A 20,495-nucleotide genomic window follows, 5' to 3' on the forward strand; every position below is an offset into this window, starting at 1 on the left:
CCCGGTCCGCCCCGTCGCGACAGCAAGCGGAGTGCGTAACTCCGCGGTTACGCAGACCTATTGACTTCGCAACAAGCGGAATGGAGAGTGCCGGGCACTGTACTTGTACATGCCATCAGACCGGAGGCGCCCGTGTGCGACCTGCACGACCCCAGCGACCACGACCATGCGGTACACACGGGCGACGGGCTGAGCCGCCGCCGGATCATGCAGATGCTCGGGGCCGCCGGAATCGTCACCACGTCGATGGGCATGACGGCGGACCCGGCGATGGCGGCGGCCTCGGACGAGGCCTCCGGAGCCGCCGTGGACCCCGCCGCGTACACCCCGCCGAAGGGGCTCGCCCAGGACTCGGCGGCCAAGCGCACCGCGCTCCGCTGGATCGAGCGGAACACGTCCCGGATCAACGCGCTCAACGACGAGATCTGGGAGCACGCGGAGCTGAGCCTGCGGGAGTGGAACTCCTCCCTCGCCGAGGCCGACTTCCTGCGCAGGGCGGGCTTCGACGTGACGTTCGGCACGGCCGGCTTCCCCACCGCCTTCACCGCCACGTACACCCGGGGCAAGGGCGGCCCGGTGATCGGGTTCAGCGGTGAGTACGACGCCCTTCCGGGGCTGTCCCAGAACAAGGGTGTGGGCGAGCACGACCCGAAGGAGTACGTCCACGACCCGTTCGCGCCGGGCTACGGGCCGGGGCACGGCTGCGGGCACTGCGCCCTCGGGACCGCTGCCGCGGCGGCCGCGGCAGCGGTCGCGGAGGCGTCCCGGCGCCACAAGCTCGACGTGACGGTGAAGTTCTTCGGCTCCACCGCCGAGGAGCAGCTGATCGGCAAGACGTACGCCGTCAGCAAGGGCGTCTACGACGGGCTCGACGCCTTCCTCGACTGGCACCCCTCCACCGGGAACGCCACCGGCTGGGGCACCTCGAACGCCATGACGGCCGTCACGTTCACCTTCCTCGGCGTCGCCGGCCACGGCGGTACGCCGCTGGGCAACAAGAGCGCGCTGGACGCCGCCGTGATGATGGCGACCATGTCGGAGTTCCTCCGCGAGGAGAGCATGGCGCCCTCCGCGCGGCTGCACTGGGTGATCAACAACGGGGGCGACATCCCCAACGTGACTCCGGAGATCGCGGAGATCTCCTACTACGTCCGGGAGGGCAGCGTCGGGCGGGTCACCTCGCTCCTGGACAAGGTCGTCGCCGTCTCCGAGGCGGCGGCGACCGCCAGCCGCACATCGGTGCGGCACCGGATCACCTCGGCGTGCTGGAACCAGCTCCCCTCGCGGGCCTTCGCCGAGCTGATGTACGACAACATGCGGCAGATCGGGCCCCCGGTCTTCTCCGGGAACGCGCAGCGGCTGGCCAAGGAGCTCCAGAGCTCACTGGGGCTGCCGGAGAGCGGACTGCACGACAAGATCGGTGAGCTGGCGCCGCCCGACCCGGTCTTCCTGGGCGGCGGTTCCACCGACGTCGCCGATATCAGCTGGCAGGTCCCGACGGTCTCCATGGGTGCGGCCGTCGCCCCCATCGGGTCGAAGATGCACACCTGGTCGACCGCGTCCTGCGCGGGCTCGGCGCCCGCCCACGCGGCGATCCGGGCCGCCGCGTCCTACTTGGCGGCGACGGCCGTCGACCTCCTGGTGAAGCCGGAGCTCCTGCGCGGGGTCAGGGAGGAGTTCGAGAAGCGGACCGAGGGCCTGACCTGGAAGACGGCGCTGCCGGAGGGGTACGAGCCGCCGATGTACGAGCCGCCGGCCTGGTTCCTGAAGAAGACCGGGCAGAGCTGGCCGCCGGAGAACATCACCTGGCCACCGCGCCGGGTCGTCAGCAAGGAGAAGTTCGCCTCGCTCGGGCCGGCGCTCGAACGACAGGTCTGAGCGCGCCCCGGAGTCTCCCGTCGGTACACGGCGCGGGACTCCGGGTGTTCCGGTCGCCGTCCTCCCAGCTGCTGTCGCACCGTGCCGGCCGTGGGTACGGACATCCTCGGGTTCATCGAGTGCCGCCACGGGTACTCCGCCGATGGCGGCCCGCGCCCTTCCGGCAGCCCGCCGTCGAGCTGTACCACCTCCACGACAACCGGGACGAGGAGACGTCCGAGCCGGACACACACCTCAGCCTCTGCCGACGGCGCGCTCCCGGCGACGCGTGGGTCTCCGAGGAGCGGAGCCTCTCCGCGGAGCTGTCCGGGACGGCTCCGCCCCCCGGACGGCCGTGGGTGGCCTGCGGGGACGGAGCGCGAGGACGGGGCGACATCCTCGTCAGGATCGAGCCCCTGACTCGCCGCCAGACCGTGCACGCGCGACCTGGGCACGTGTCCTGACCGTCATGCGGGTGCCGGGCGAGCGGCACGGCGGCACCTGCGTGCGCCTGGTCGTCCGGCCCCGACTGAGCCCCCGCCCCGTGGGACCGGGGCGGGGGCCTGCGGACGGGATCAGCAGCAGCTTCGTCCACGGACACCGGCTCAAGGAGGCTCCGGGTCGAAGTCACCGTGCGGTGTGCGCACTTCACGGTCCGCCGGGAACGCGGGGTCGAGATTCCCGGAGGAACGCAGCTGGATCCTCGCGTAGATCGCCTCGTGGCCTCCCTCGGTGTCGGCCACACTCCTCGGCAGGGTGAGGGCGAACGTCCGGTTGATGGTGAGCGGGTTGGCGGTGAACGTGTTCGGCGTCAGGACCGACGGCAGGCGGTCGTCGTCACCACCCGTGAAGATGGTGCCGCCGTCGTGCTCCCAGAGTTCGACGAATTCACTGAAGACGTCGTCCTTCTCCGCCTCGTCGAACTGCGCGCGATACCTGACCCGGAAGAAGTAGTCCTGCCCGTTCTCACCTCCCACCGGACCGCCGTCGATCGTAGGGTTGAAGATGTCCACCATGACGGTCAACTCTCCTTCCTGCATGGTCCGCAGGAGTCACTGCCAGCCGTCGGCCGGCCTGCGTCGGCCTGGACGGGGGCGTCACCGGGATCCTCGTGACGGGTGAACACCGAGGCTTCGGTCCCGATGGGTGACGCACTGTCAAGCGGTGCGTTCACGCCCGGCTCCGGCTATGCCTCCACGTTCGCACCGGCCCCTGTTCCTCGCAAACGGAGGCAGATCAATTCAACCGTCAACTAGTGCCCCTGCAGGCCCAGTTAGGGCGTGCGCCTGTCGCGGCGTACGGGGAGTTCCGCCGCGCGCGACGTCATGTTCCCGCCGCGCCCCCTGGTCACCCCTGCGTTAGTTTGGGTGTGCGGGGTGAAGATTTCGATTTCGGGTGGTCGCGTGATCACTGACAGAGGAAACGCCGGCGCGGATCCCTTGGACATGGTGGACCTCCGCCGCCTCATGGCCCGGACCGTCGGCCGCCGCGCCACAAGGGTCGGCCTCATCGACGGGCCGCTCGCAACGGACCATCCCGACTTCTCCGATGCGATCATCGAACTCGTGCCGTCCCGGAACACCCCCGCCACAGCCTGCGCCCCGGGACCGGCCTCCGACGCCGCCGTCCACGCGTCATCGGTGGCCGGAGTCCTGGTGACACGCCGGGGATCCTCCGCGCCGGCCATCTGCCCCGGGGTAACCCTGGTGGTACGCCCGGTACTTCCTTCCGCGACATCAGCGCATCCCGGCACCGCCGGGGCCGACGATCTCGCCTGTGCCATCGTGGAGGCGACGGATGCCGGCACGCACATCCTCAACATGAGCCTGGCCCTTTCCGCACACAGTCACCACCACCACCAGGCGCTGCGGGACGCGTTGGACCACGCGTTCCGGCATGGCGTGATCATCGTGGCTGCTGCGGGGAACGAGGCGACGATCGGCAGCACGGTCATCACCCGCCATCCCGCGGTCGTCCCCGTGATCGCCTACGACCTGAAAGGAAACCCTGCGCGCCTTTCGAATCTCGGGCACTCGATCGGCAGGCACGGCGTGGGTGCGACGGGCGAGGGAATGGTGAGCGTCGGGCCCGGGGGCATGCGCACATTCGGCGGGACAAGTGCTGCCACCGCTGTGGTCACCGGCGCTCTGGCCCTCATGTGGTCCGAATTCCCGGAGGCGGGCCCGGCGGACGTGGTGTCCGCCGTGATCCGGCCCGCTTCCCGCCGGGTCTCCGTCGTGGCGCCCTTGCTGAAGGCGTGGGGGGCGTACGAGACGTTGCGGGCCGCACGATCCGTACCAGGAGGGACGAGCGGATGACGGATGGGAGTCGTGACGCACGCGGATCCGGGAGCGGGAGACGGGGACCGGCCGGGCAGTCGCACGTGCGCCTTCCAGGATTCGTCAATGACGCGGACATCGGCCTCGGCGAGGTGGTGGAACGCCTCACGTACGCGGCGGGCCTCCGGACCTGCGGAGGGTGCGAACGGCGGGCCGCGGCACTCAACCGATGGCTCACGTTCTCCGGCCGGCGCGACCATCCGAGAGGGGAGTGAGGTCCACCGCTCCGACGCGAGGCCTGCGGGGCGACGGTCCCGCACACATGGTGAAGGAGACCAGCTCATGGAAGAGAACCAGGCACCCCCTCCGAGCCCCGTGGAGGAACTCGCCCGTCCCCCGACACCCGAGGAGGGCGGAAGGCGCCACAGCTGCGGGTGCGGCGGCACCAGGGAGGACGGTGAAGTCCACGGGTGCGGGTGCGGCGGCGCGAACCCCGCGTCCGAGAACCGCCGGAGCGAGGTGACGCCGCTCTACGTGTACGCCTTGGGGCGGATTGAGCCACGCCTGCCGAGCCTGGGTGTCGAGAAGGAGTTCGCCCAGGCCACCGGACGGGCCTCCACAGCCGACCTGACGGACCGCCAGGTACTACGGACCATCCTGTCGGAGCCGCGGAATCGCTACCTCGCGCGGCAGATGTGCTACGTGTTCACGGTCCAGGGGCTCGACACCTACATCGTGCGGCCACGCGATCCCGTGGACCTGAGTCTGCTCATCGAGGCACTCCAGGAGGCACCTCGGGCAACCGACCTGCACGTCACCATCGGCCTCCGGGGACCGATCGCCCCGCCTGATGCCTGCAACGGTCTGATGCTCCCGGTGGTGGCGTTCGACCAGATCTACACCTTCGATTCCGGTTCGCTCGTCGGCGCTCTCCCGAAACCGGACGGTATCGAGGAGCAGCCGTTCAGGGAAGCCGCGGAAGAACTGCTCGAACGCGTGATGCACATGACCGACAACGCGGGCGCATCCGACGGACACCGTGCGCTCAACTACCTGGTCGTGCGGTACCCCAGCATCTACGCGAAGACTGCGGAGCTCTTCGCCTCCGACTCGTCCCTGACGGCGATCGAGACGAGGCCCTCACGCCTGAGCGGGGCACGCAATATTCTGGACGTCATCTTCTCCTACACCAACCGGAAGGTGGATGTCACCGAGAAGTACTTCGTCCGTGTCGATGTCACCGAGGAGTTCCCCTTCCTGGTGACCAAGCTGTCTCCGTACTACGACAGGTGACGACCGAAAGAGGCGAGGAACCATGCCGGCGCCGTGCGCAAGCGCAGAGCTCTCGCTGTACCGCACCGACCAGCAGTACCGCACCGTCGCCGGTACGGTCCGCAGGGGCATCGGTGTCCAGCTCGCGGACGACTGGCTCGACGAGTGCGTCGGCCAGTGCCTTCAGAGCGCAGGAGACATCGACCTCCCGCCGGACCTGCGCATCCCCGCGGATCAGTGCGACGCGTGGTGCCGTGACCACAGACCGCGGCCCCCCGACCCCTCATGCGTGGGACCTGATGTCCAGTCGTGCATCTGGCCGCTCTCCTACGGGAAGCCGGGGGCGGAGACCCGGTGCTGCCCCAAGACCCACACCTGCTGCATGCACGACGAGGGCTACACCAACAGCCTGACCCTGGAGTGCTGTGGCCCAGGGCAGACCTGCTGCGACGGGAAGTGCTGTCCGGCCGGTCAGACCAGTTGCTGCAACGGCACCTGCTACAGCCCCCTGGAACAGGTGTGTGACGCCTACGGGGAGCTGTGTCCGCTGGGATCGGTCTGCGGCGATCAGTGCTGCGGGGCCGGCCAGGTCTGCCAGGACGGCAGGTGCAGCCCGCTCTGCCACGGCCGCGTCTGCGGACCGGACGAATCGTGCACGCGGGACGACGGCTGCTGCAAGAAGGACCACGCCAACCGCTCGAACACGCGCTGCTGTGCGACGACCCCGTGCAACGGCGAACAGTGCTGCGGACCGGGCCAGGGCTGCTGCGCGGGCAAGATCTGCTGCGGCGTGGAGCAGGGGTGCATGAGCGAGAACGGCGTCATGAAGTGCGTCTAGGGCGTCCCGCGCGTGAAGGTGCCCCCGTCCGGGCGGACGGGGGCACCTTCACGGCGGGACGTGTGCGCTGTCAGCAGCCGCCGCAGTTGTAGTACGTCACGTCCCAGTGGTTGCCCTCGTCGGCGTAGACGTTGCCCGAGCCGGACTTGTACTGCGGGGCGCCGTCGCCCCGCAGGCCGATGTAGCTGAAGACGCCCTTCACGTAGTTCGTGAGGCAGGTGGTCTTCCCGAAGTCGAGCTTGTAGCCGTTCCAGTGCGAGTACGTGCCGCTGGCATGCCCGGTCTCGGTGCCGCCGGTGATGTTGAGCGCGCAGCCCGTCGCGCTCTTCAGCGTCTGGGCGCCCTGTGCGCTGGTCAGGTTCAGCTGGTCGAAGGACGTGCAGGTGGAGACGTTCCGGTTGGAACAGCCGCCCGAGGACGACCAGGTGATCCCCGACGAGGAGAAGCGGGAGGTCGCCTGCGAGTGGGTGAGCTTGGTGGCGGCGTGCGCCTCGGTCGCGCCACCGCTCAGGACGCCGACGCCGGGCGCGAAGAGCGCACCGAGGACGAGGGCGAGTGCGGTGAGGGCCGAGCGGAGTCGGGGACGGGTCGACATGGGGGAGGTCCTCCTGCTCATGACAATTTGGGGGCAGGGAGATAGTGCCCCAGCTCTACGCGCGTCCGCCAGGGGGCGACGGGGTGCGCGGCACCGCTCCCGCGACTTTCGGACCGGCCTGGACCCTTGATGTTGAACTTTGAATAAAAGAGGTCTACAGTCGGAGTCGTTGAAGGTTAAACCAAACGTTCGGCGGGCTGTCGTACAGAACGCGTCGGACCACGTCCCGAGGAGGAGCCATGGCTCTGTTCAACCGCAAGAACACCGCCCCGTCCACCACCGCCACCCTCGCCGTGGACCCGGCGCTGGCGGCGCTGACCGGCACCTACACGATCGACCCGGCACACAGCAGCATCGGCTTCACCGTGCGGCACGCCATGGTCACCAACGTGCGGGGCTCGTTCGGCGACCACGAGGGCACCCTGGTGCTGGACGGCACGGACCCCGCCGCCTCCACCGCATCCATCGACGTCAAGATCGCCAGCGTCGACACCGGCATCGCCGACCGTGACGGCCACCTGGTCAGCGGCGACTTCTTCGACGCCGAGACCTTCCCCCTCATGACCTTCCGCTCCACGCAGGCCGAGCAGCTCGGCGGCGACACGTACCGCGTCACCGGCGACCTCACCATCAAGGACGTCACCCGCCCGCTCTCCATCGACCTGGAGTTCAACGGATCCGCCACCGACCCCTACGGCAACCAGCGCGTGGGCTTCGAGGGCAGCGCCGAGATCCTGCGCTCCGACTGGGGCCTTACCTACAACGCCGCGCTGGAGACCGGTGGTGTGCTGGTCGGCGACAAGGTCAAGCTCAACTTCGACATCTCCGCCATCAAGGCCGCCGAGCAGGCCTGATCCTCCGGACCGAGCGCGCCCGCCGGTTCTCCCCTCCGGGGGAGGACGGCGGGCGCTCGGCTTTCCCGCCCGGAGCCACTCCGGTTCACGGCCGCCCCGGAGGGCAGCGCGTCCGGCGACCCGGTGCCGTACGCACGAGGCCGTCGCGGGACGCCCCGGGTTCAGCAGGTGGTGGTGGAGAACTCGACCGAGGCGTTCTCGTTGTAGGTGTCGACCAGGTTTCCCGACTGGTTGTAGCCGAACGAGTCCCACGGGCCGCCGTAGTTGGAGTAGTAGTACACCGTCACCGGGCAGAGCGTCTTGTTCCAGGCCGACGCGGCGTTGTTCTTCACCGCCTGCCCCTGTCCGGCACCGCTGGTCGAGAACGTGTAGCCGGCGAGGTCGCGGGCACTGTTGGTGAGTGAGGAGCGGGAGCCCCCCAGGCCCGAGTTGTAGTAGAGACAGAACGTACCCGACGAACAGGTGGCCGCCTCGGCCGAGGAAGCCGCCAACGGGACGAGCAGGGTGGCTCCGAGCGCCGCCGCGACCGCGGAAACAATACGGTTCATTTCAATGACTCCATCACTGTCGGAACTGCATGGCTCGGCGCAAGGATCGCTCCTGTTGCGTCGGCCCTCCCACTCGCCGGCAGATCGCACCGGGTGGGAGAGTTCATTTATGAAGCACCGGACCGATGAGGTGGACGACCTGCACCGAGTCACCACCCAGGCCGATGCGCCGTGAGGCGTTCGGATACGTGATCCGGCCGGCCCGTCAACGGCTTTCGAGAGCGGATTCAGCTCTCCTCATCTGACTCTTCTTCGATGTGAGCGCCGCCTCGAAGTCCCGGCCCTTCTGCGCGATCATGTCCTTCTGCAGAGCGGCCTCCACGCCGAACCAGATTTCGACGAGATCGGTTTTCTGCTTGCACTCGACATCAGCCTGCGCCGTCCCGAGCTCTTTCGGCGTGGGTGATGTCCCCCGGAACCCTGGGTCACTCATCGCGGTGAGCGGATCGGGATAGGCGTACCCCTTGTCCTTCATGCAGGCGGACCAGGCTCCGAGCACCCGCCCGACGCGCGGGTCCGATCTGGAGTCGTCGAAGCTCGAGAAGTTGGCGCTCCGGGCCACCTGGCTCGGCCCCAGCTGCCCGGATCCCCCGGATATGGCCTCCGTCGCCTCGCCGGCACAGCCTCCCGCCGGGACCTGCACCCCGTTCATCCGGAGTCCGCCCTTGTGAACGGCCCCTTGACCGGCCCCGGACGCGGCTTCTCCCTGCAGGGCTGCCATGAGCTGCGCCCTCTGCGGGGCGGCCAACGACTTCATCTGGGCAGCGAGGGAGCGCGGCCGCTCAGCGCCGACCGCGCTGAGGCGGTATCCGTCGGCCTTCGCTTCCCTGCCGTCCGTTATCCCGTACCGGCGCTCCGTCAGGCTGCGGGGACCAGGCGCGGTTCCGGGCGCCGCGAGGGTGTGGTCCAGCTTCAGGCGGCGCAGGCACTCGCCGATGAGCACGAATTTCGCTTCTTCCAGCCTGGCCATCTCCGCATTCGAGAAAAGATACGTCTCTATCGGGAGATGCAGATCATCACTCGCCACTCCGGCCGGGGTGCGCTCTTCATTCTCGCCTCCGCCGCCCGGCCGTGACGAACAACCGCCCACCGACATCGCAAGAACACAGGAAAGCGCCACAAGAGCCATGCGTCGCGAGTCACCCGTAAAACGTTTCTTCGCACCCACAGCCCTAGCCCCCATAAAGAAATCCCACTGCTCGGCGGATCACCCCCAGAAGGATTCCACCGCCGCACCCGGACACCCCCCGAGCTCATTCACCATACAAGCACGCCTTCATCACGTGATCAACTGTTATTTCCTCGACCGGGGGTCGGGCGAGTGAATCCAGGAATGCACAGCAATGTTTGAGCCAATGTTTCCCACCGGGTAAATGCAGGATATGTGGGGTAAAAACCTCATCCCGGGTCCGCGGGTCTGCCACATGAGGCTGGTCACCCGCTCGTGTCGCCGGGCCTCGTTCGGCCGTGCCCCGTGTGGTGGGGCGACCGTTCGCCGCGGTGAGGGTGGTCCGCCGTGGATCGTGGACGCCGAGGTGCGGCTCCCACCGGGGCACCGTGGCCGAAACGGTCGTGGGACACCGCCCGTGCCGGGCCGACGGTTCGTCCTGGCACCGGGTGGAGAGCGAGGCACCCCGCTGAACTCGGCGCCGTGGGAACGCGTCGCGTGGCTCCCTGGTCAACCCAGGGAACCGAAGGGCTGACCTTCGTCCCTCACGAAGGTCAGCCCTTCGAGGGCCGGCCGGTCACGGCACGCCTACGTGGAGGGCGCACCCGCGGGTGGCGCGGGGCCCGGGCCCGTGCGCCCGCGCCACCTGCTGCGCCGGGCCGGCTCAGCCGCGTGCCGTGCGGCGGACCTTCAGCGCGTTGTCCGTGCGGGTGGTGGGGTTGCCGTCGGGGTCGTTCTGGATGCGCTCGTGCTCCGCACTGAGCAGCACCTCCCACTCCCCCTCGGGAAGTTCGAGGGACGCGAGGACCTCGTCCGTCGTCGGCAGTTCGACGTCCGGGTGGTCGTGCTCCCAGGACGGGAAGCCGGCGTGTCCGACGATCAGCAGCACCCCGCCCGGCGCGACCGCCGACGCCGCCCGCCGCAGGATCTCGTCACGCGGAAGGTCGCCCATCGAGTGCAGGAACTGGGTGGAGACCAGATCGAACTCCCCCTCGGGGAACGACGCCCCGAGGTCGTGCCACTGCCAGTCGACCCGGTCCTCGACACCGGCGTCCGCCGCGTGGCCGGCCGCCCGGCCCAGAGCGACCCGGGAGATGTCGGTGGCGGTGACCGTCCAGCCCTGCCGCGCCAGCCAGACCGCGTCGGCCCCCTCGCCGCAGCCCAGGTCGAGAGCGCGGCCCGGCTTCAGCCCCTCCACTTCCCGGACGAGGGGCGCATTGGGGTCACCGCTCCAGATCCGGTCGCTCTCGCGGTACCGGTCGTCCCACATCTCGGCGTCGGTGCGGGTGCTGTCGGTGGTCATCGCGTTGTCTCCTGAAGTCCGTGACGGCGGTCACCGAGCACGCGCTCGGTGACCCTGCGCTCGGCGTCGGCCGAGAAGGGTGTGCGACGGGCATCGACCGCACGGCGGGTGTCGTCGGTGACGAGGTCCATGTTGATCATCGAGGCTGCCTTCAGCCCGGCTGCCGCCGCTCCGACGACCTGCTCCATGAGGTTGGCGACGTTACCGGCCACCCATACACCGGGCACGTCGGTCGCCCCGGCGGGATCGGCCGCGATATACGTGCCGATGACGTGGTCACCCATCGTCATCTCGGTGGGCACCAGGCCGAGGCCCTCCAGGACCGCTGACCGGGCGGTGAAGCGCGGCTGGACGACGAGCGCCTCGCGCGGGATCACCGTGCCCCCGGAGAGCCGCACGCCGGTGATCCGGTCGTCGGCCACCTCCAACGCGGTCACCTCGCCGTCCACGACGGAGATGCCCCGGGCGGCCAGCTGCTCGTACTCCTCGTCGCCGAAGTCGGCCTGTCCGTGCCGGAACAGCACCACGTCGTCGGTCCACTGGCGCCAGAGCAGTGCCTGGTGCACCGCCATGGGACTGAGCGCCAGAACGCCGACCGGCCTGTCCCGGACCTCCCAGCCGTGGCAGTACGGGCAGTGCAGCACGTCGCGGCCCCAGCGCTCGGCCAGACCTTCGACCTGCGGCAGCTCGTCGACGATCCCGGTCGTCACGAGCAGCCTGCGGGCGTGGACGGTGCTCCCGTCCTCCCGCACGACGCGGAAGCCGCCGCCGGGCAGCTTCCCGGCCGAGACGACCTCGCCCCGGACGATCTCCGCCCCGTAGTCCGCCGCCTCGGCCCGGCCGATGGCCAGCAGCTCCGAGGGCGGGGTGCCCTCGCGGCCGAGGTAGTTGTGCATGTGGGACGCAGGTGCGTTGCGCGGGCTGCCTGCGTCGATCACGAGCACGGACCGCCGCGCCCGCGCCAGGGCCAGCGCCCCACTCAGCCCGGCGGCTCCGCCTCCGATCACCACGACGTCGTACCGCTGGTTCGTCTCTCTCATGCGGATCACCTCCTGTTACGGGTGATGGTGCGCGCGCGGCGCCGTTTCGACAAGCTTGCTTGCCGAACCGGCAAACTCGCACCAGACGATCTTCCCCGGATCCCGTTTCCCCACCCCCCAGGCGTCGGCGAGCGCCCCGACGAGCGCGAGACCACGACCGTGCTCGTCGAGGGGCCCGGGGTCCACCGGCTCCCGGACGTGGCCGTCGCCGCTGTCGTGCACCTCGATCCGGAGCACGCTCCCGCAGGTGAGCCGGACCCGGAAAACCCGGCCGGGCGGGACGCCGTGCACCAGCGCGTTGGTCGCGAGTTCGCTCACGCAGAGCAGTACGTCGTCGAGGTCCGCCTCGCACGCCCAGTCGAGCAGCGCCTCCCGGACGAACTGGCGCACGAGAGGCACCGACCTGCGCTCACGGCGGTAGAACGCCTGACGGAAGGAAGGGAGTTGCGTTGATTCATTCACGGGACGACCGTCACAGCTCGTCACTACTCTGGGTCACCGCGTCAGGTCGTACACCGCGTTTGTACGAGCGCTGACGGGTCCGGCGGGGTTCGCGTACGGGGAGAGGCACGTCATGCACTCGGTGAAGAGGAACAAGCGGGTCACGTCCTGGCATGTCATCGGCGCGCAGCTCGCCGCGTTCCGCCGCGCGGCCGGGCACACGCAGACATCGCTGGCCGACCGGTTCTGCGTGGGCGAGGACACGATCGCCTCGATCGAGCAGGGCCGCCGCGCGCTCCAGGCGGACTTCGCGGCACAGCTGGACGAACTGCTCGACACGAAGGGGGCGCTGGGGGTCGCGGTGGCGAAGGTGCCGCAGAAGGAGCGGTTCCCGGCGTTCGTGCAGGACTTCGTGGAGTACGAGCAGGAGGCGGTGACGCTGTTGTCGTATCAGAACCAAGTGGTGCCCGGGCAGCTCCAGACGGAGGAGTACGCGCGCGCCGTCTTCGCCAGTCTCTATCCGCCCTTGGAGGACGACCAGCTGGACGAGCGCATCGCCGCCCGGCTCGACCGGCAGCGTGTCTTCGAGCGCAAGCCCCGGCTGATGGCCAACTTCCTGATCGAGGAGTGCATCCTGTCGCGTCCCCTCGGAGGCCGGGCCGTGCTGCGCGAGCAACTGCTGCACCTGCGGCAATGCGCCGAACATCCGTGCCTGGGCGTCCAGATCATGCCCACGAACCGCGAGTCCCACGCAGCACTGGACGGGCCGATGGTGCTGCTGGAGACGCCGGACCACGATCAACTGGCTTATATCGAGGGGCAACGCGTCAGCGTGCTGCTCGACGACCTCGACGAGGTCAGTGTGCTGCACCAGAAATATGGGATGCTGCGTTCGCAGGCGTTTTCCCCCGAGGAGAGCATGCGCCTACTGGACGACCTGCTTGGAGAGTCATGACCCGCGCAGTACACGGCACCGGCCTCACCTGGTTCAAGTCGAGCCACAGCGGCAGCGAGGGCGGCGACTGCCTCGAAGTCGCCTACGACTGGCGCAAGTCGAGCTACAGCAGCGACCAGGGCGGCAACTGCGTAGAGGTCTCCGCCCACCCCGCCGCCGTGCACATCCGCGACTCCAAGGTCAGCGACGGCCCGGTCCTGACCGTGCCCCCGGCCGCCTGGGCGGCGTTCGTCCGCGCCGCTGTCTGAAACGGCTCAGCGGGAAAGCACTCCCTGCCGGTCGGTATGGTCCGGACCGGACGGACCGGTTGGCGCGGTGGGCCTTTCGGCGGAGATGTCGACCGGTACCGGCGGCACTTCAAGGATCTCGTTTTCGGGCACGTCCAGAGGCAGGGACGGAATCGACGCCGAAATGGCCACCGACCGCAGTACGGGGGCGCGCTCGCCGAATCCGATCTCCATCTCCACGGCTGCCGCATTCGACGGCTCGCTCGTTCTCCGCTGTTCGCTCGGCGCCGGCCGCGCGTGGTCCCGGACGCTCCGGTCGGTGGAGTCCGGGGAAGCGGAAGGCGTGGGAGAACCTCCCGGAGTCATGCGGGGAGCGGGAGCCTCCACGGCCCGGGGGACGGCGCGGTCCGCCGGAGGCCGGCTCTCCGGCCGTACGGGGGAATCGGCCGGCAGATTCAGTCCCACCACGGCGACCGTCACCGCCGCCGAAGCCGCCACCGCCTGCTGGGTGATGCCCGTGCGCGGGAATCTCCGCACGGACAGCCACACGGCCATGGCGAGGGTGAGGCTCCCGGCCAGGGCATTGCGCACCGAGCGCCTGGCTCTGGCGAGCAGTGACTCGGTGGCCCGGTAGCTCAGACCCATGGTCCGGGCCACCTGGGCGACGTCGAGGTCCTGGGAGTGCAGCCGCAGCGCCTCCGCCTGGCGTTCGGGCAGCAACTCCGCGCTGCGGGCAGCCAGCCACCTGGCCTCCGCCCGGTCGCACGCCGCCTCCTCCACCAGGGGCGGGTCGGCGTGGGCCGCGGAGAGGCTCTCGCTCAACTCCGAGTCCCGGGCGACCTGGCGGCGCCGGTCGGCGCATGCGCGTACGGTCGCGAGCCTGAGCCACGACCGGACCCGTCCGTACGGGACGTCGGGGTCCTCCACCGCGCGGATCATCGCTTCCTGGACGGCGTCCTCGGCCTCTTCGGCACTCGCCGAGCGGCTGCGTGCCATCTCCAGCAGTTCGTCCCGGTGGCTCCAGACGAGCTCCCACCGGTTGCCCGGACCGTGCGGTCGACGAGCGGTACCTGAGTCCTTCACGTTCAAAGCCCTCTGGTCCGTGGTTCGGGGTCGCCATGTGCCGATCATGGTGCCCCACGGCCCGTACGCCCCGCGGCCGGGGTCGGCCTCGGGGCACACGGATTCCCGGTCGGATCAGGCCGAGAGCGTGGTGGCGGAGCCGATCCCGGCGACGCCCAGCACGTTGGCGCCGACGGCGCCCGCGAGGCTGCCCGCGAGCGGAGCCACGCCCGTCAGGTCGGCGCTGACGCCACCCGCGACACCACCGACGACCGGCGCGTCGAGAGAAACCGCACCGCCGAGGCCACCGGACACGTTGTCCAGGTCGGCGTCGGAGATTTCCTGCGTCTGTACCTGGGGGGCGGAGCTCATGATGTGAATTCCCTTCGCATTAATTCCGACATGGCAGGGGCCCGCACCGTCAGGAAAGAAGGCCCTTGCCGCTTTCGCAGTCGCCGGCGCCTGAATGTGGGGCCCGAGGGATACGGCACATTCCTGTGCGGCTTCCGCGATGTTGAGGATGTAAGCACGTGGGATCGGGGGGAGGCCACCCACCCGGCGGCGCATCGTCCGGCTTGTGCACGACGAAATGCCGGTGCGCTCACATTGCTCTTCGGACCGGTACATCTTCTTCACCCCGACGACCGACGGACGGCGCGGAGGCCGGAATTTCGATCCTGCACGAAAGGGGTATTCCCGGCCGGGGGCGGGGCGTGCCGACTCCACGCGTGCGTGCACTCCTTCGGCGGCGCGCCACCTGCGCCTGCGGTGTGCAGATCTGCCGCAGAGGGCCGGTCCGACGTGGTGCGGTGGGGATCCGGGATGCCCGGTGAACCCCACCCGACGGCCCGCGGGGGGATCCATGACGTGCACGGAACACGGCACGGCTCGCTCACGTCCGACGCCCGGCCGCAGCAGCGATCGGCCCGAAGCGACCAGGGCGACGCATGGCTCGAAATCGACCATGCACGGCACCTCGTCCTGGAGCCCGGGTCTGCGTGCGGGCCTCGGCCGGGTCTCACACCGTGAGGCCCTGCTCGGTGCCGGAGCCGTCGGCAGCCGCCTCGGAGGTGATGCCGTGCTGCTCGTCCTCGGGGCGGCCCTTCCTGGGCAGCAGGAAGGTGATCGCGAGGAAGGCCACCAGCAGACAGGCCTGGACGATCAGCGCGCGGTGGAAGCCGCCGGTGAAGTCACCGGTCTCGGCCCGGGCGAAGAACACCGAGCCGAAGATCGCGACGCCGATGGAGCCGCCGACCGCCTGGACCGCCGACAGGACGCCGGAGGCGGATCCGATCTCGTCGTCGTCGACTGCGGCCAGGATGAAGCTGAACAGGGCGGCGATCACCATGCCGGCGCCGATGCCCGCCACCGCCACGCCGGGCGCGATGTCCCAGATCGAGAACGACGCGGCGTCGAGGCCGTCGAGCTCGAACCACAGCACGGCTGCCCCGGCGAGCTGGACGAGCGGTCCGATCTGCAGGACCTTGCGGCCGATCCTGTCGGCGAGGAACGCGCCGCTGACCGCACCGCCGATCGCGGTTCCCACCGCGAGGGGCAGGTTGCCGAGCCCCGCTTCACCGGCGGTGAAGTGCCGGCCGATCTGGAGGAACAGGGTCAGTACGAGCTGGGTGCCGATCAGTCCGCCGAAGAACAGGGCGATGCCGCCGAGGCCGACGGTGAAGGCCGGCTTGCGCAGCAGGCCCGGGGTCACCAGCGGTGCGCGGCCCGCGGCGGCCGTACGGCGCTGCTGGAGGGCGAAGAGGGCGAACCCGATCCCCGAGGCGGCCATGCTCAGCCACGTCCACAGCGGCCAGCCCTCCTCCTGCCCCTGGTTGAGGGGCAGCACCAGCAGGGCGCAGGACATCACGACCAGGGCGGCGCCGGTCACGTCGACCCGTACCGTGCGGTCACCCGCCTTTCTGGGCACGAACGTCGCGGCGACGGCCAGCGTCGCGATGCCGATGGGCAGGTTGATCAGAAACACCGACCGCCAGCCGAGGCCGAAGAAGTCACCTTCGATGAGGAAGCCGCCCAGGACCGGGCCGATGATGCCGCCCAGGCCGAGGACGGGTCCGAAGATCGCGAAGACCTTGGTGAGCTCGGGGCCGGAGAAGTTCTCCCGCAGCAGGCCCAGCCCCTGGGGCAGCAGCACCGCTCCCGCGGTGCCCTGCAGCAGGCGGAAGGTGATCAGCGACTCGATGTCCGGCGCGATCGCGCACAGCAGCGAGCTCGCGGTGAAGGCTGCCAGGCCGATCAGGAACATCCGGCGCCGACCGTAGCGGTCGCCGAGCCGCCCGCCGAGCACGAGCCCGGCACCCAGGGTGAGGGCGTAGCCGCCGATCACCCATTGCAGGCCGACGGAACCGGCACCGAGGGATCTCTCCAGGTCCGGCCCCGCGACGTTGACGATCGAGGCGTCCAGGAGATCCATGATCTCCGCGACGATCATCACCGCCAGGATCAGCCAGCGCCACCGGTAGGGCTCGGTCATCCGGGCAGGGGTGAGGGACGGGTCACGCACGACAGATACCTCCATGGTGAAGTAATTCCATGGTGAAGGTAAATTGGAGTAGGTAGGTTGTCAAAGCGAGATCACCGGGTGGACCTCGCAGCAGGGGAGAAGGATGGAGGTCGGCATGGATGAAGCCGTGCGCGACGGTGTCGCGGAGCAGCGTGAACGGCTGATGGAATCGCTGAGGATCTACGGCGGCCACTACGCCGAGCTCAGCCGGCGCTTCGCCACCTGGCTGGGGCTGCACTCGACCGACGCGACCGCGGTCCTGGAGATCGCGGCCGCCGAGGAGCGTGGCACCCCCCTGTCACCGGCACGACTGAGCGAGCGGATCTCCCTGTCCACAGGCGCCACGACCGCACTGCTGAACCGCCTCGAAGCGGCAGGGCACATCACCCGCGCCCGGGAACACTCCGACCGGCGGATCGTCACGCTGCGCAGCGGGGGGCACATCCAGAAACGGGCGGACGAGTTCTTCGGCCCGCTCGCCCTCCGCCTCGATGCCACGATGTCGCACTACCCGCCGCGACTCCTGCAACAGTTCGAAGCGTTCGTGGCCGACCTGAACACCACCATGGACAGCCACCTCGCGGAGCGGACCTCGACGCCATCACGTTCCCCCGGCGCCACCGACGGCGGGACCGCCTGAGGGACCCGCCCCGGCGGCCGGCCCCCTCCCCGCCCGCCGGGCCGCTCTTCGCCAATGCCTGCCGCATCCCTGTACGCGCCCCGCGCACCGGTGTACGGTCTCGGGCCGATGGCCTTTGGGAGCGCTCCCATGGCGCTGTTTCCGCTTCACCCCCACGAGGAGGAACGCTATGAAACGCCTACTCGCCTTACTGGCGACCTGTGCGACAGTCCTGGGCCTCACGGCAGCAGTGACTTCCCAGGCGGTGGCCGCCACCGGCTGCAAGGTCGACTACACCGTCACCAGCCAGTGGACGGGCGGCTTCCAGGCCGGGGTGAAGGTCACCAACCTGGGCGCCCCCCTCTCCGGATGGACGCTCGGATTCACCATGCCGGACGCGGGACAGAAGCTCGCCCAGGGCTGGAACGCCACCTGGTCGCAGTCCGGCACCGCGGTCACCGCCGCGGGCGTCGACTGGAACCGCGCGCTGGCCACCGGCGCATCGGCGGACCTGGGGTTCACGGGCACCTTCACGGGCGCCAACCCGAAGCCCACGGCCTTCACGCTCAACGGCATCGCCTGTTCGGGCTCCCTCGAAGAACCTCCGCCCGGCCAGGACGACGGCACCCCCGTGGACATCAACGGCCAGCTCCACGTCTGCGGCGTGAACCTGTGCAACCAGTACAACCGCCCCATCCAGCTGCGCGGCATGAGCACGCACGGCATCCAGTGGTTCAGCCAGTGCTACAACGCCGCCTCCCTGGACGCCCTGGCCGACGACTGGAAGTCCGACCTGCTGCGCACCGCCATGTACGTGCAGGAGGACGGCTACGAGACGGACCCCGCCGGCTTCACCGCCAAGGTGAACGGCCTCGTCGACATGGCCGAGGCGCGGGGCATGTACGCGCTGATCGACTTCCACACGCTGACGCCGGGCGACCCGAACCACAACCTCGCCCGCGCGAAGACGTTCTTCGCATCCGTCGCCGCCCGCAACGCCGCCAAGAAGAACGTGATCTACGAGATCACCAACGAGCCCAACGGCGTGAGCTGGTCGGCCGTCAAGAGCTACGCCGAGCAGGTCATCCCGGTGATCAGGGCAGCCGACCCGGACGCCGTCGTCATCGTCGGCACCCGCGGCTGGTCCTCGCTGGGGGTCTCCGACGGCTCCGACGAGAACGAGGTGGTCAGCAATCCCGTCAACGCCACCAACCTCATGTACGCGTTCCACTTCTACGCCGCGAGCCACAAGGACACCTACCGCTCCACGCTGAGCCGGGCGGCGTCACGACTGCCGCTCTTCGTCACCGAGTTCGGCACGGTGAGCGCCACCGGCGGCGGAGCGATGGACCGGGCGAGCACCACGGCCTGGCTGGACCTGCTCGATCAGCTGAAGATCAGCTACGCGAACTGGACCTACTCCGACGCCCCCGAGAGCAGCGCGGCGTTCAAGCCCGGGACCTGCAACGGCAGCGACTACAGCAGCAGTGGCGTGCTGACCGAGTCGGGAGCACTGCTCAAGAGCCGGATCAGCAGTCCGGACAACTTCCCCACCAGCTGACCTTCGGCGGGGGGCTCCGGCCGGCCCGGAGCCCCCCGCCGACCCCGGGGCCCCGCCCCTCACCTTCCGCACCCCTCACTCCCCCACCTCGGAGGCTCACGTGCGCGTCCCTCTCCCCCGATTACCCCGCAGGCCGTGGACCGCGGTCCTCACGGCCGTCGCCGTGCTGGCGTCCTGCTTCACCGCGGCCTCCACGATCCCCGCGATGTCCGCGACCGGGGCGGAATCCGGCTGCCGGGTCGACCACACCGTGAACAGGTGGACCGGGGGCTACACCGCCCAGATCAAGGTCGTCAACCTCGGTCCCTCTCTCAGCGGCTGGCGTCTCACCTGGACCTACACCGGCGACCAGCAGGTGACGTCGGCGTGGAACGCGACCGTCACCCAGACCGGCGGCTCCGTCGTGGCCGCCGCCGCGGGCTTCAACCGCGCGCTGGCCACCGGCGCCGCCGCCGAGTTCGGTCTTCAGGGAACCTGGCGGTCGACGGACCCCGCACCCGTCGACTTCGCCCTCAACGGCACACCCTGCGGTGACGGCGGAACCGTGCCGCCGACCACACCACCCCCCACGACACCGCCGCCCACCACCCCTCCGAGCGGCGCGGACTGCGCCGGCGCCGTGATCTGTTCGGACTTCGAGGACCAGACCGGCCCCGCCCCCTCCGGCGCCTGGCAGTTCACCGCGCCCGACTGCCAGGGGACCGGCACCGCCTCGGTCGACACCGCGGTCGCGCACAGCGGCAGCAGGTCCCTGCGGATCGATGGCGAGGCCGGCTACTGCAACCACGCCTTCGTCGCCTCCACAGCGGACCTGTCCCGGACCGGCCCCGTGATCCACGTACGCATGTGGGTGCGGCACACCACCGCGCTCCCCTCCGCCCACGTCACGTTCGTCTCCCTGCCCGATGCCTCCCAGGGCGGGCGGAGTCTGCGCGTCGGGGGCCAGAACGGCGCCCTCCAGTGGAACCGGGAGAGCGACGACGCCACTCTGCCCGCGCAGAGCCCGGCGGGAGTGGCGCTGAGCAGGCCGCTGCCGACGGGCAGCTGGCAGTGCCTCCGGTTCGCGATCGACACGACGGCGCCCGGTCTCGACACCTGGCTCGGTGACGAACCGGTCCCCGGCCTGCACGCCGACGGTGTGCCCACCCAGGACATCGACCAGCAGTGGCTCTCCCGCACCACCCCGCCCCGGCCGACCGCCCTGCGCCTCGGGTGGGAGAGCTACGGGACGGGCGACGACACCCTCTGGTTCGACGACGTGACCGTCGGCTCGGCCCCGGTCGCCTGCTGAGACCCCGACCGCGGGGACGACCGGCGCCCTGCGACGGCCGGACGCCCGGATGCCCCTGGAAGAC

General features: G+C 69.8%; 20 protein-coding genes. 10 read left to right on the forward strand and 10 right to left on the reverse strand.

Translation table 11 applies throughout. The features are described from left to right. The first annotated feature begins 132 nt into the window (after positions 1-132). Complete coding sequence (locus ACFC51_RS00890) at positions 133-1,878, forward strand: amidohydrolase (protein ID WP_376526309.1); 1,746 nt, start codon at positions 133-135, stop codon at positions 1,876-1,878. A gap of 584 nt (positions 1,879-2,462) precedes the next feature. On the opposite strand, the gene ACFC51_RS00895 is transcribed toward ACFC51_RS00890, so the two are convergent. Then, on the reverse strand, positions 2,463-2,873 hold the full coding sequence (locus ACFC51_RS00895) for a hypothetical protein (protein ID WP_376526311.1): 411 nt from the start codon (positions 2,871-2,873) through the stop codon (positions 2,463-2,465). A gap of 264 nt (positions 2,874-3,137) precedes the next feature. Between ACFC51_RS00895 and ACFC51_RS00900 the strand changes: the two genes are divergently transcribed. The 3 genes from ACFC51_RS00900 to ACFC51_RS00910 all read left to right on the forward strand — a co-directional run bounded on the left by ACFC51_RS00900 (position 3,138) and on the right by ACFC51_RS00910 (position 6,246). Next, entirely contained in the window at positions 3,138-4,175 is a 1,038-nt protein-coding gene (locus ACFC51_RS00900) for a S8 family serine peptidase (RefSeq protein ID WP_376526314.1), read from the forward strand. Positions 4,176-4,478: 303 nt separating this feature from the next. Next, a complete protein-coding gene (locus ACFC51_RS00905) occupies positions 4,479-5,429 on the forward strand; it encodes a hypothetical protein (protein WP_376526317.1) in 951 nt (316 codons plus the stop codon). 22 nt (positions 5,430-5,451) lie between these two features. After that, positions 5,452-6,246, forward strand: a complete 795-nt coding sequence (locus ACFC51_RS00910) for a hypothetical protein (protein ID WP_376526320.1) — start codon at positions 5,452-5,454, stop codon at positions 6,244-6,246. Between the two features lie 70 nt (positions 6,247-6,316). Here ACFC51_RS00910 and ACFC51_RS00915 read toward each other — a convergent pair whose 3' ends face one another. Then, the gene (locus ACFC51_RS00915) at positions 6,317-6,841 is read right to left on the reverse strand and encodes a hypothetical protein (protein WP_376372871.1); all 525 of its coding nucleotides are present in this window, start codon (positions 6,839-6,841) and stop codon (positions 6,317-6,319) included. A 239-nt stretch (positions 6,842-7,080) separates the two neighbouring features. Here ACFC51_RS00915 and ACFC51_RS00920 point away from each other — a divergent pair, with 239 nt between their 5' ends. Then, complete coding sequence (locus ACFC51_RS00920; protein WP_376372874.1) at positions 7,081-7,695, forward strand: YceI family protein; 615 nt, start codon at positions 7,081-7,083, stop codon at positions 7,693-7,695. Positions 7,696-7,856: 161 nt separating this feature from the next. On the opposite strand, the gene ACFC51_RS00925 is transcribed toward ACFC51_RS00920, so the two are convergent. The 5 genes from ACFC51_RS00925 to ACFC51_RS00945 all read right to left on the reverse strand — a co-directional run bounded on the left by ACFC51_RS00925 (position 7,857) and on the right by ACFC51_RS00945 (position 12,216). Then, positions 7,857-8,243 carry a peptidase inhibitor family I36 protein gene (locus ACFC51_RS00925; protein ID WP_376372877.1) on the reverse strand — a complete coding sequence of 129 codons (387 nt, stop codon included), beginning with the start codon at positions 8,241-8,243 and terminating at the stop codon, positions 7,857-7,859. A gap of 205 nt (positions 8,244-8,448) precedes the next feature. Next, positions 8,449-9,372, reverse strand: a complete 924-nt coding sequence (locus ACFC51_RS00930) for a hypothetical protein (protein WP_376526323.1) — start codon at positions 9,370-9,372, stop codon at positions 8,449-8,451. 703 nt (positions 9,373-10,075) lie between these two features. Next, positions 10,076-10,714, reverse strand: coding sequence for an SAM-dependent methyltransferase (locus ACFC51_RS00935; protein WP_376526326.1), 639 nt, complete (start codon positions 10,712-10,714; stop codon positions 10,076-10,078). Next, complete coding sequence (locus ACFC51_RS00940; RefSeq protein WP_376526329.1) at positions 10,711-11,754, reverse strand: NAD(P)/FAD-dependent oxidoreductase; 1,044 nt, start codon at positions 11,752-11,754, stop codon at positions 10,711-10,713. The genes ACFC51_RS00935 and ACFC51_RS00940 overlap by 4 nt, the downstream gene beginning before the upstream one ends. Before the next feature lie 15 nt (positions 11,755-11,769). Next, positions 11,770-12,216, reverse strand: a complete 447-nt coding sequence (locus tag ACFC51_RS00945) for an ATP-binding protein (protein WP_376526331.1) — start codon at positions 12,214-12,216, stop codon at positions 11,770-11,772. A 112-nt stretch (positions 12,217-12,328) separates the two neighbouring features. Here ACFC51_RS00945 and ACFC51_RS00950 point away from each other — a divergent pair, with 112 nt between their 5' ends. Further along, entirely contained in the window at positions 12,329-13,150 is an 822-nt protein-coding gene (locus tag ACFC51_RS00950; RefSeq protein WP_376526334.1) for a helix-turn-helix domain-containing protein, read from the forward strand. Continuing rightward, positions 13,147-13,398, forward strand: coding sequence for a DUF397 domain-containing protein (locus ACFC51_RS00955; protein ID WP_376526336.1), 252 nt, complete (start codon positions 13,147-13,149; stop codon positions 13,396-13,398). Before ACFC51_RS00950 ends, ACFC51_RS00955 begins: the two co-directional genes overlap by 4 nt. Before the next feature lie 6 nt (positions 13,399-13,404). Here ACFC51_RS00955 and ACFC51_RS00960 read toward each other — a convergent pair whose 3' ends face one another. The 3 genes from ACFC51_RS00960 to ACFC51_RS00970 all read right to left on the reverse strand — a co-directional run bounded on the left by ACFC51_RS00960 (position 13,405) and on the right by ACFC51_RS00970 (position 16,975). Continuing rightward, positions 13,405-14,460, reverse strand: coding sequence for a sigma-70 family RNA polymerase sigma factor (locus ACFC51_RS00960; RefSeq protein ID WP_376526338.1), 1,056 nt, complete (start codon positions 14,458-14,460; stop codon positions 13,405-13,407). 114 nt (positions 14,461-14,574) lie between these two features. Further along, entirely contained in the window at positions 14,575-14,811 is a 237-nt protein-coding gene (locus tag ACFC51_RS00965; RefSeq protein WP_376372898.1) for a hypothetical protein, read from the reverse strand. A gap of 646 nt (positions 14,812-15,457) precedes the next feature. Beyond that, a complete protein-coding gene (locus tag ACFC51_RS00970; protein ID WP_376372901.1) occupies positions 15,458-16,975 on the reverse strand; it encodes an MFS transporter in 1,518 nt (505 codons plus the stop codon). Positions 16,976-17,075: 100 nt separating this feature from the next. Between ACFC51_RS00970 and ACFC51_RS00975 the strand changes: the two genes are divergently transcribed. From ACFC51_RS00975 to ACFC51_RS00985, 3 genes are all read left to right on the forward strand, one after another. Then, the gene (locus tag ACFC51_RS00975; protein WP_376526340.1) at positions 17,076-17,600 is read left to right on the forward strand and encodes a MarR family winged helix-turn-helix transcriptional regulator; all 525 of its coding nucleotides are present in this window, start codon (positions 17,076-17,078) and stop codon (positions 17,598-17,600) included. Positions 17,601-17,769: 169 nt separating this feature from the next. After that, positions 17,770-19,140: a cellulase family glycosylhydrolase gene (locus tag ACFC51_RS00980; RefSeq protein ID WP_376526342.1), complete on the forward strand. Its 1,371-nt coding sequence runs from the start codon at positions 17,770-17,772 to the stop codon at positions 19,138-19,140. Between the two features lie 205 nt (positions 19,141-19,345). Next, a complete protein-coding gene (locus tag ACFC51_RS00985; protein WP_376526343.1) occupies positions 19,346-20,431 on the forward strand; it encodes a cellulose binding domain-containing protein in 1,086 nt (361 codons plus the stop codon). Positions 20,432-20,495 lie beyond the last annotated feature (64 nt).

It is taken from the genome of Streptomyces sp. NPDC055962 (assembly GCF_042270185.1).
GTDB lineage: Bacteria > Actinomycetota > Actinomycetes > Streptomycetales > Streptomycetaceae > Streptomyces.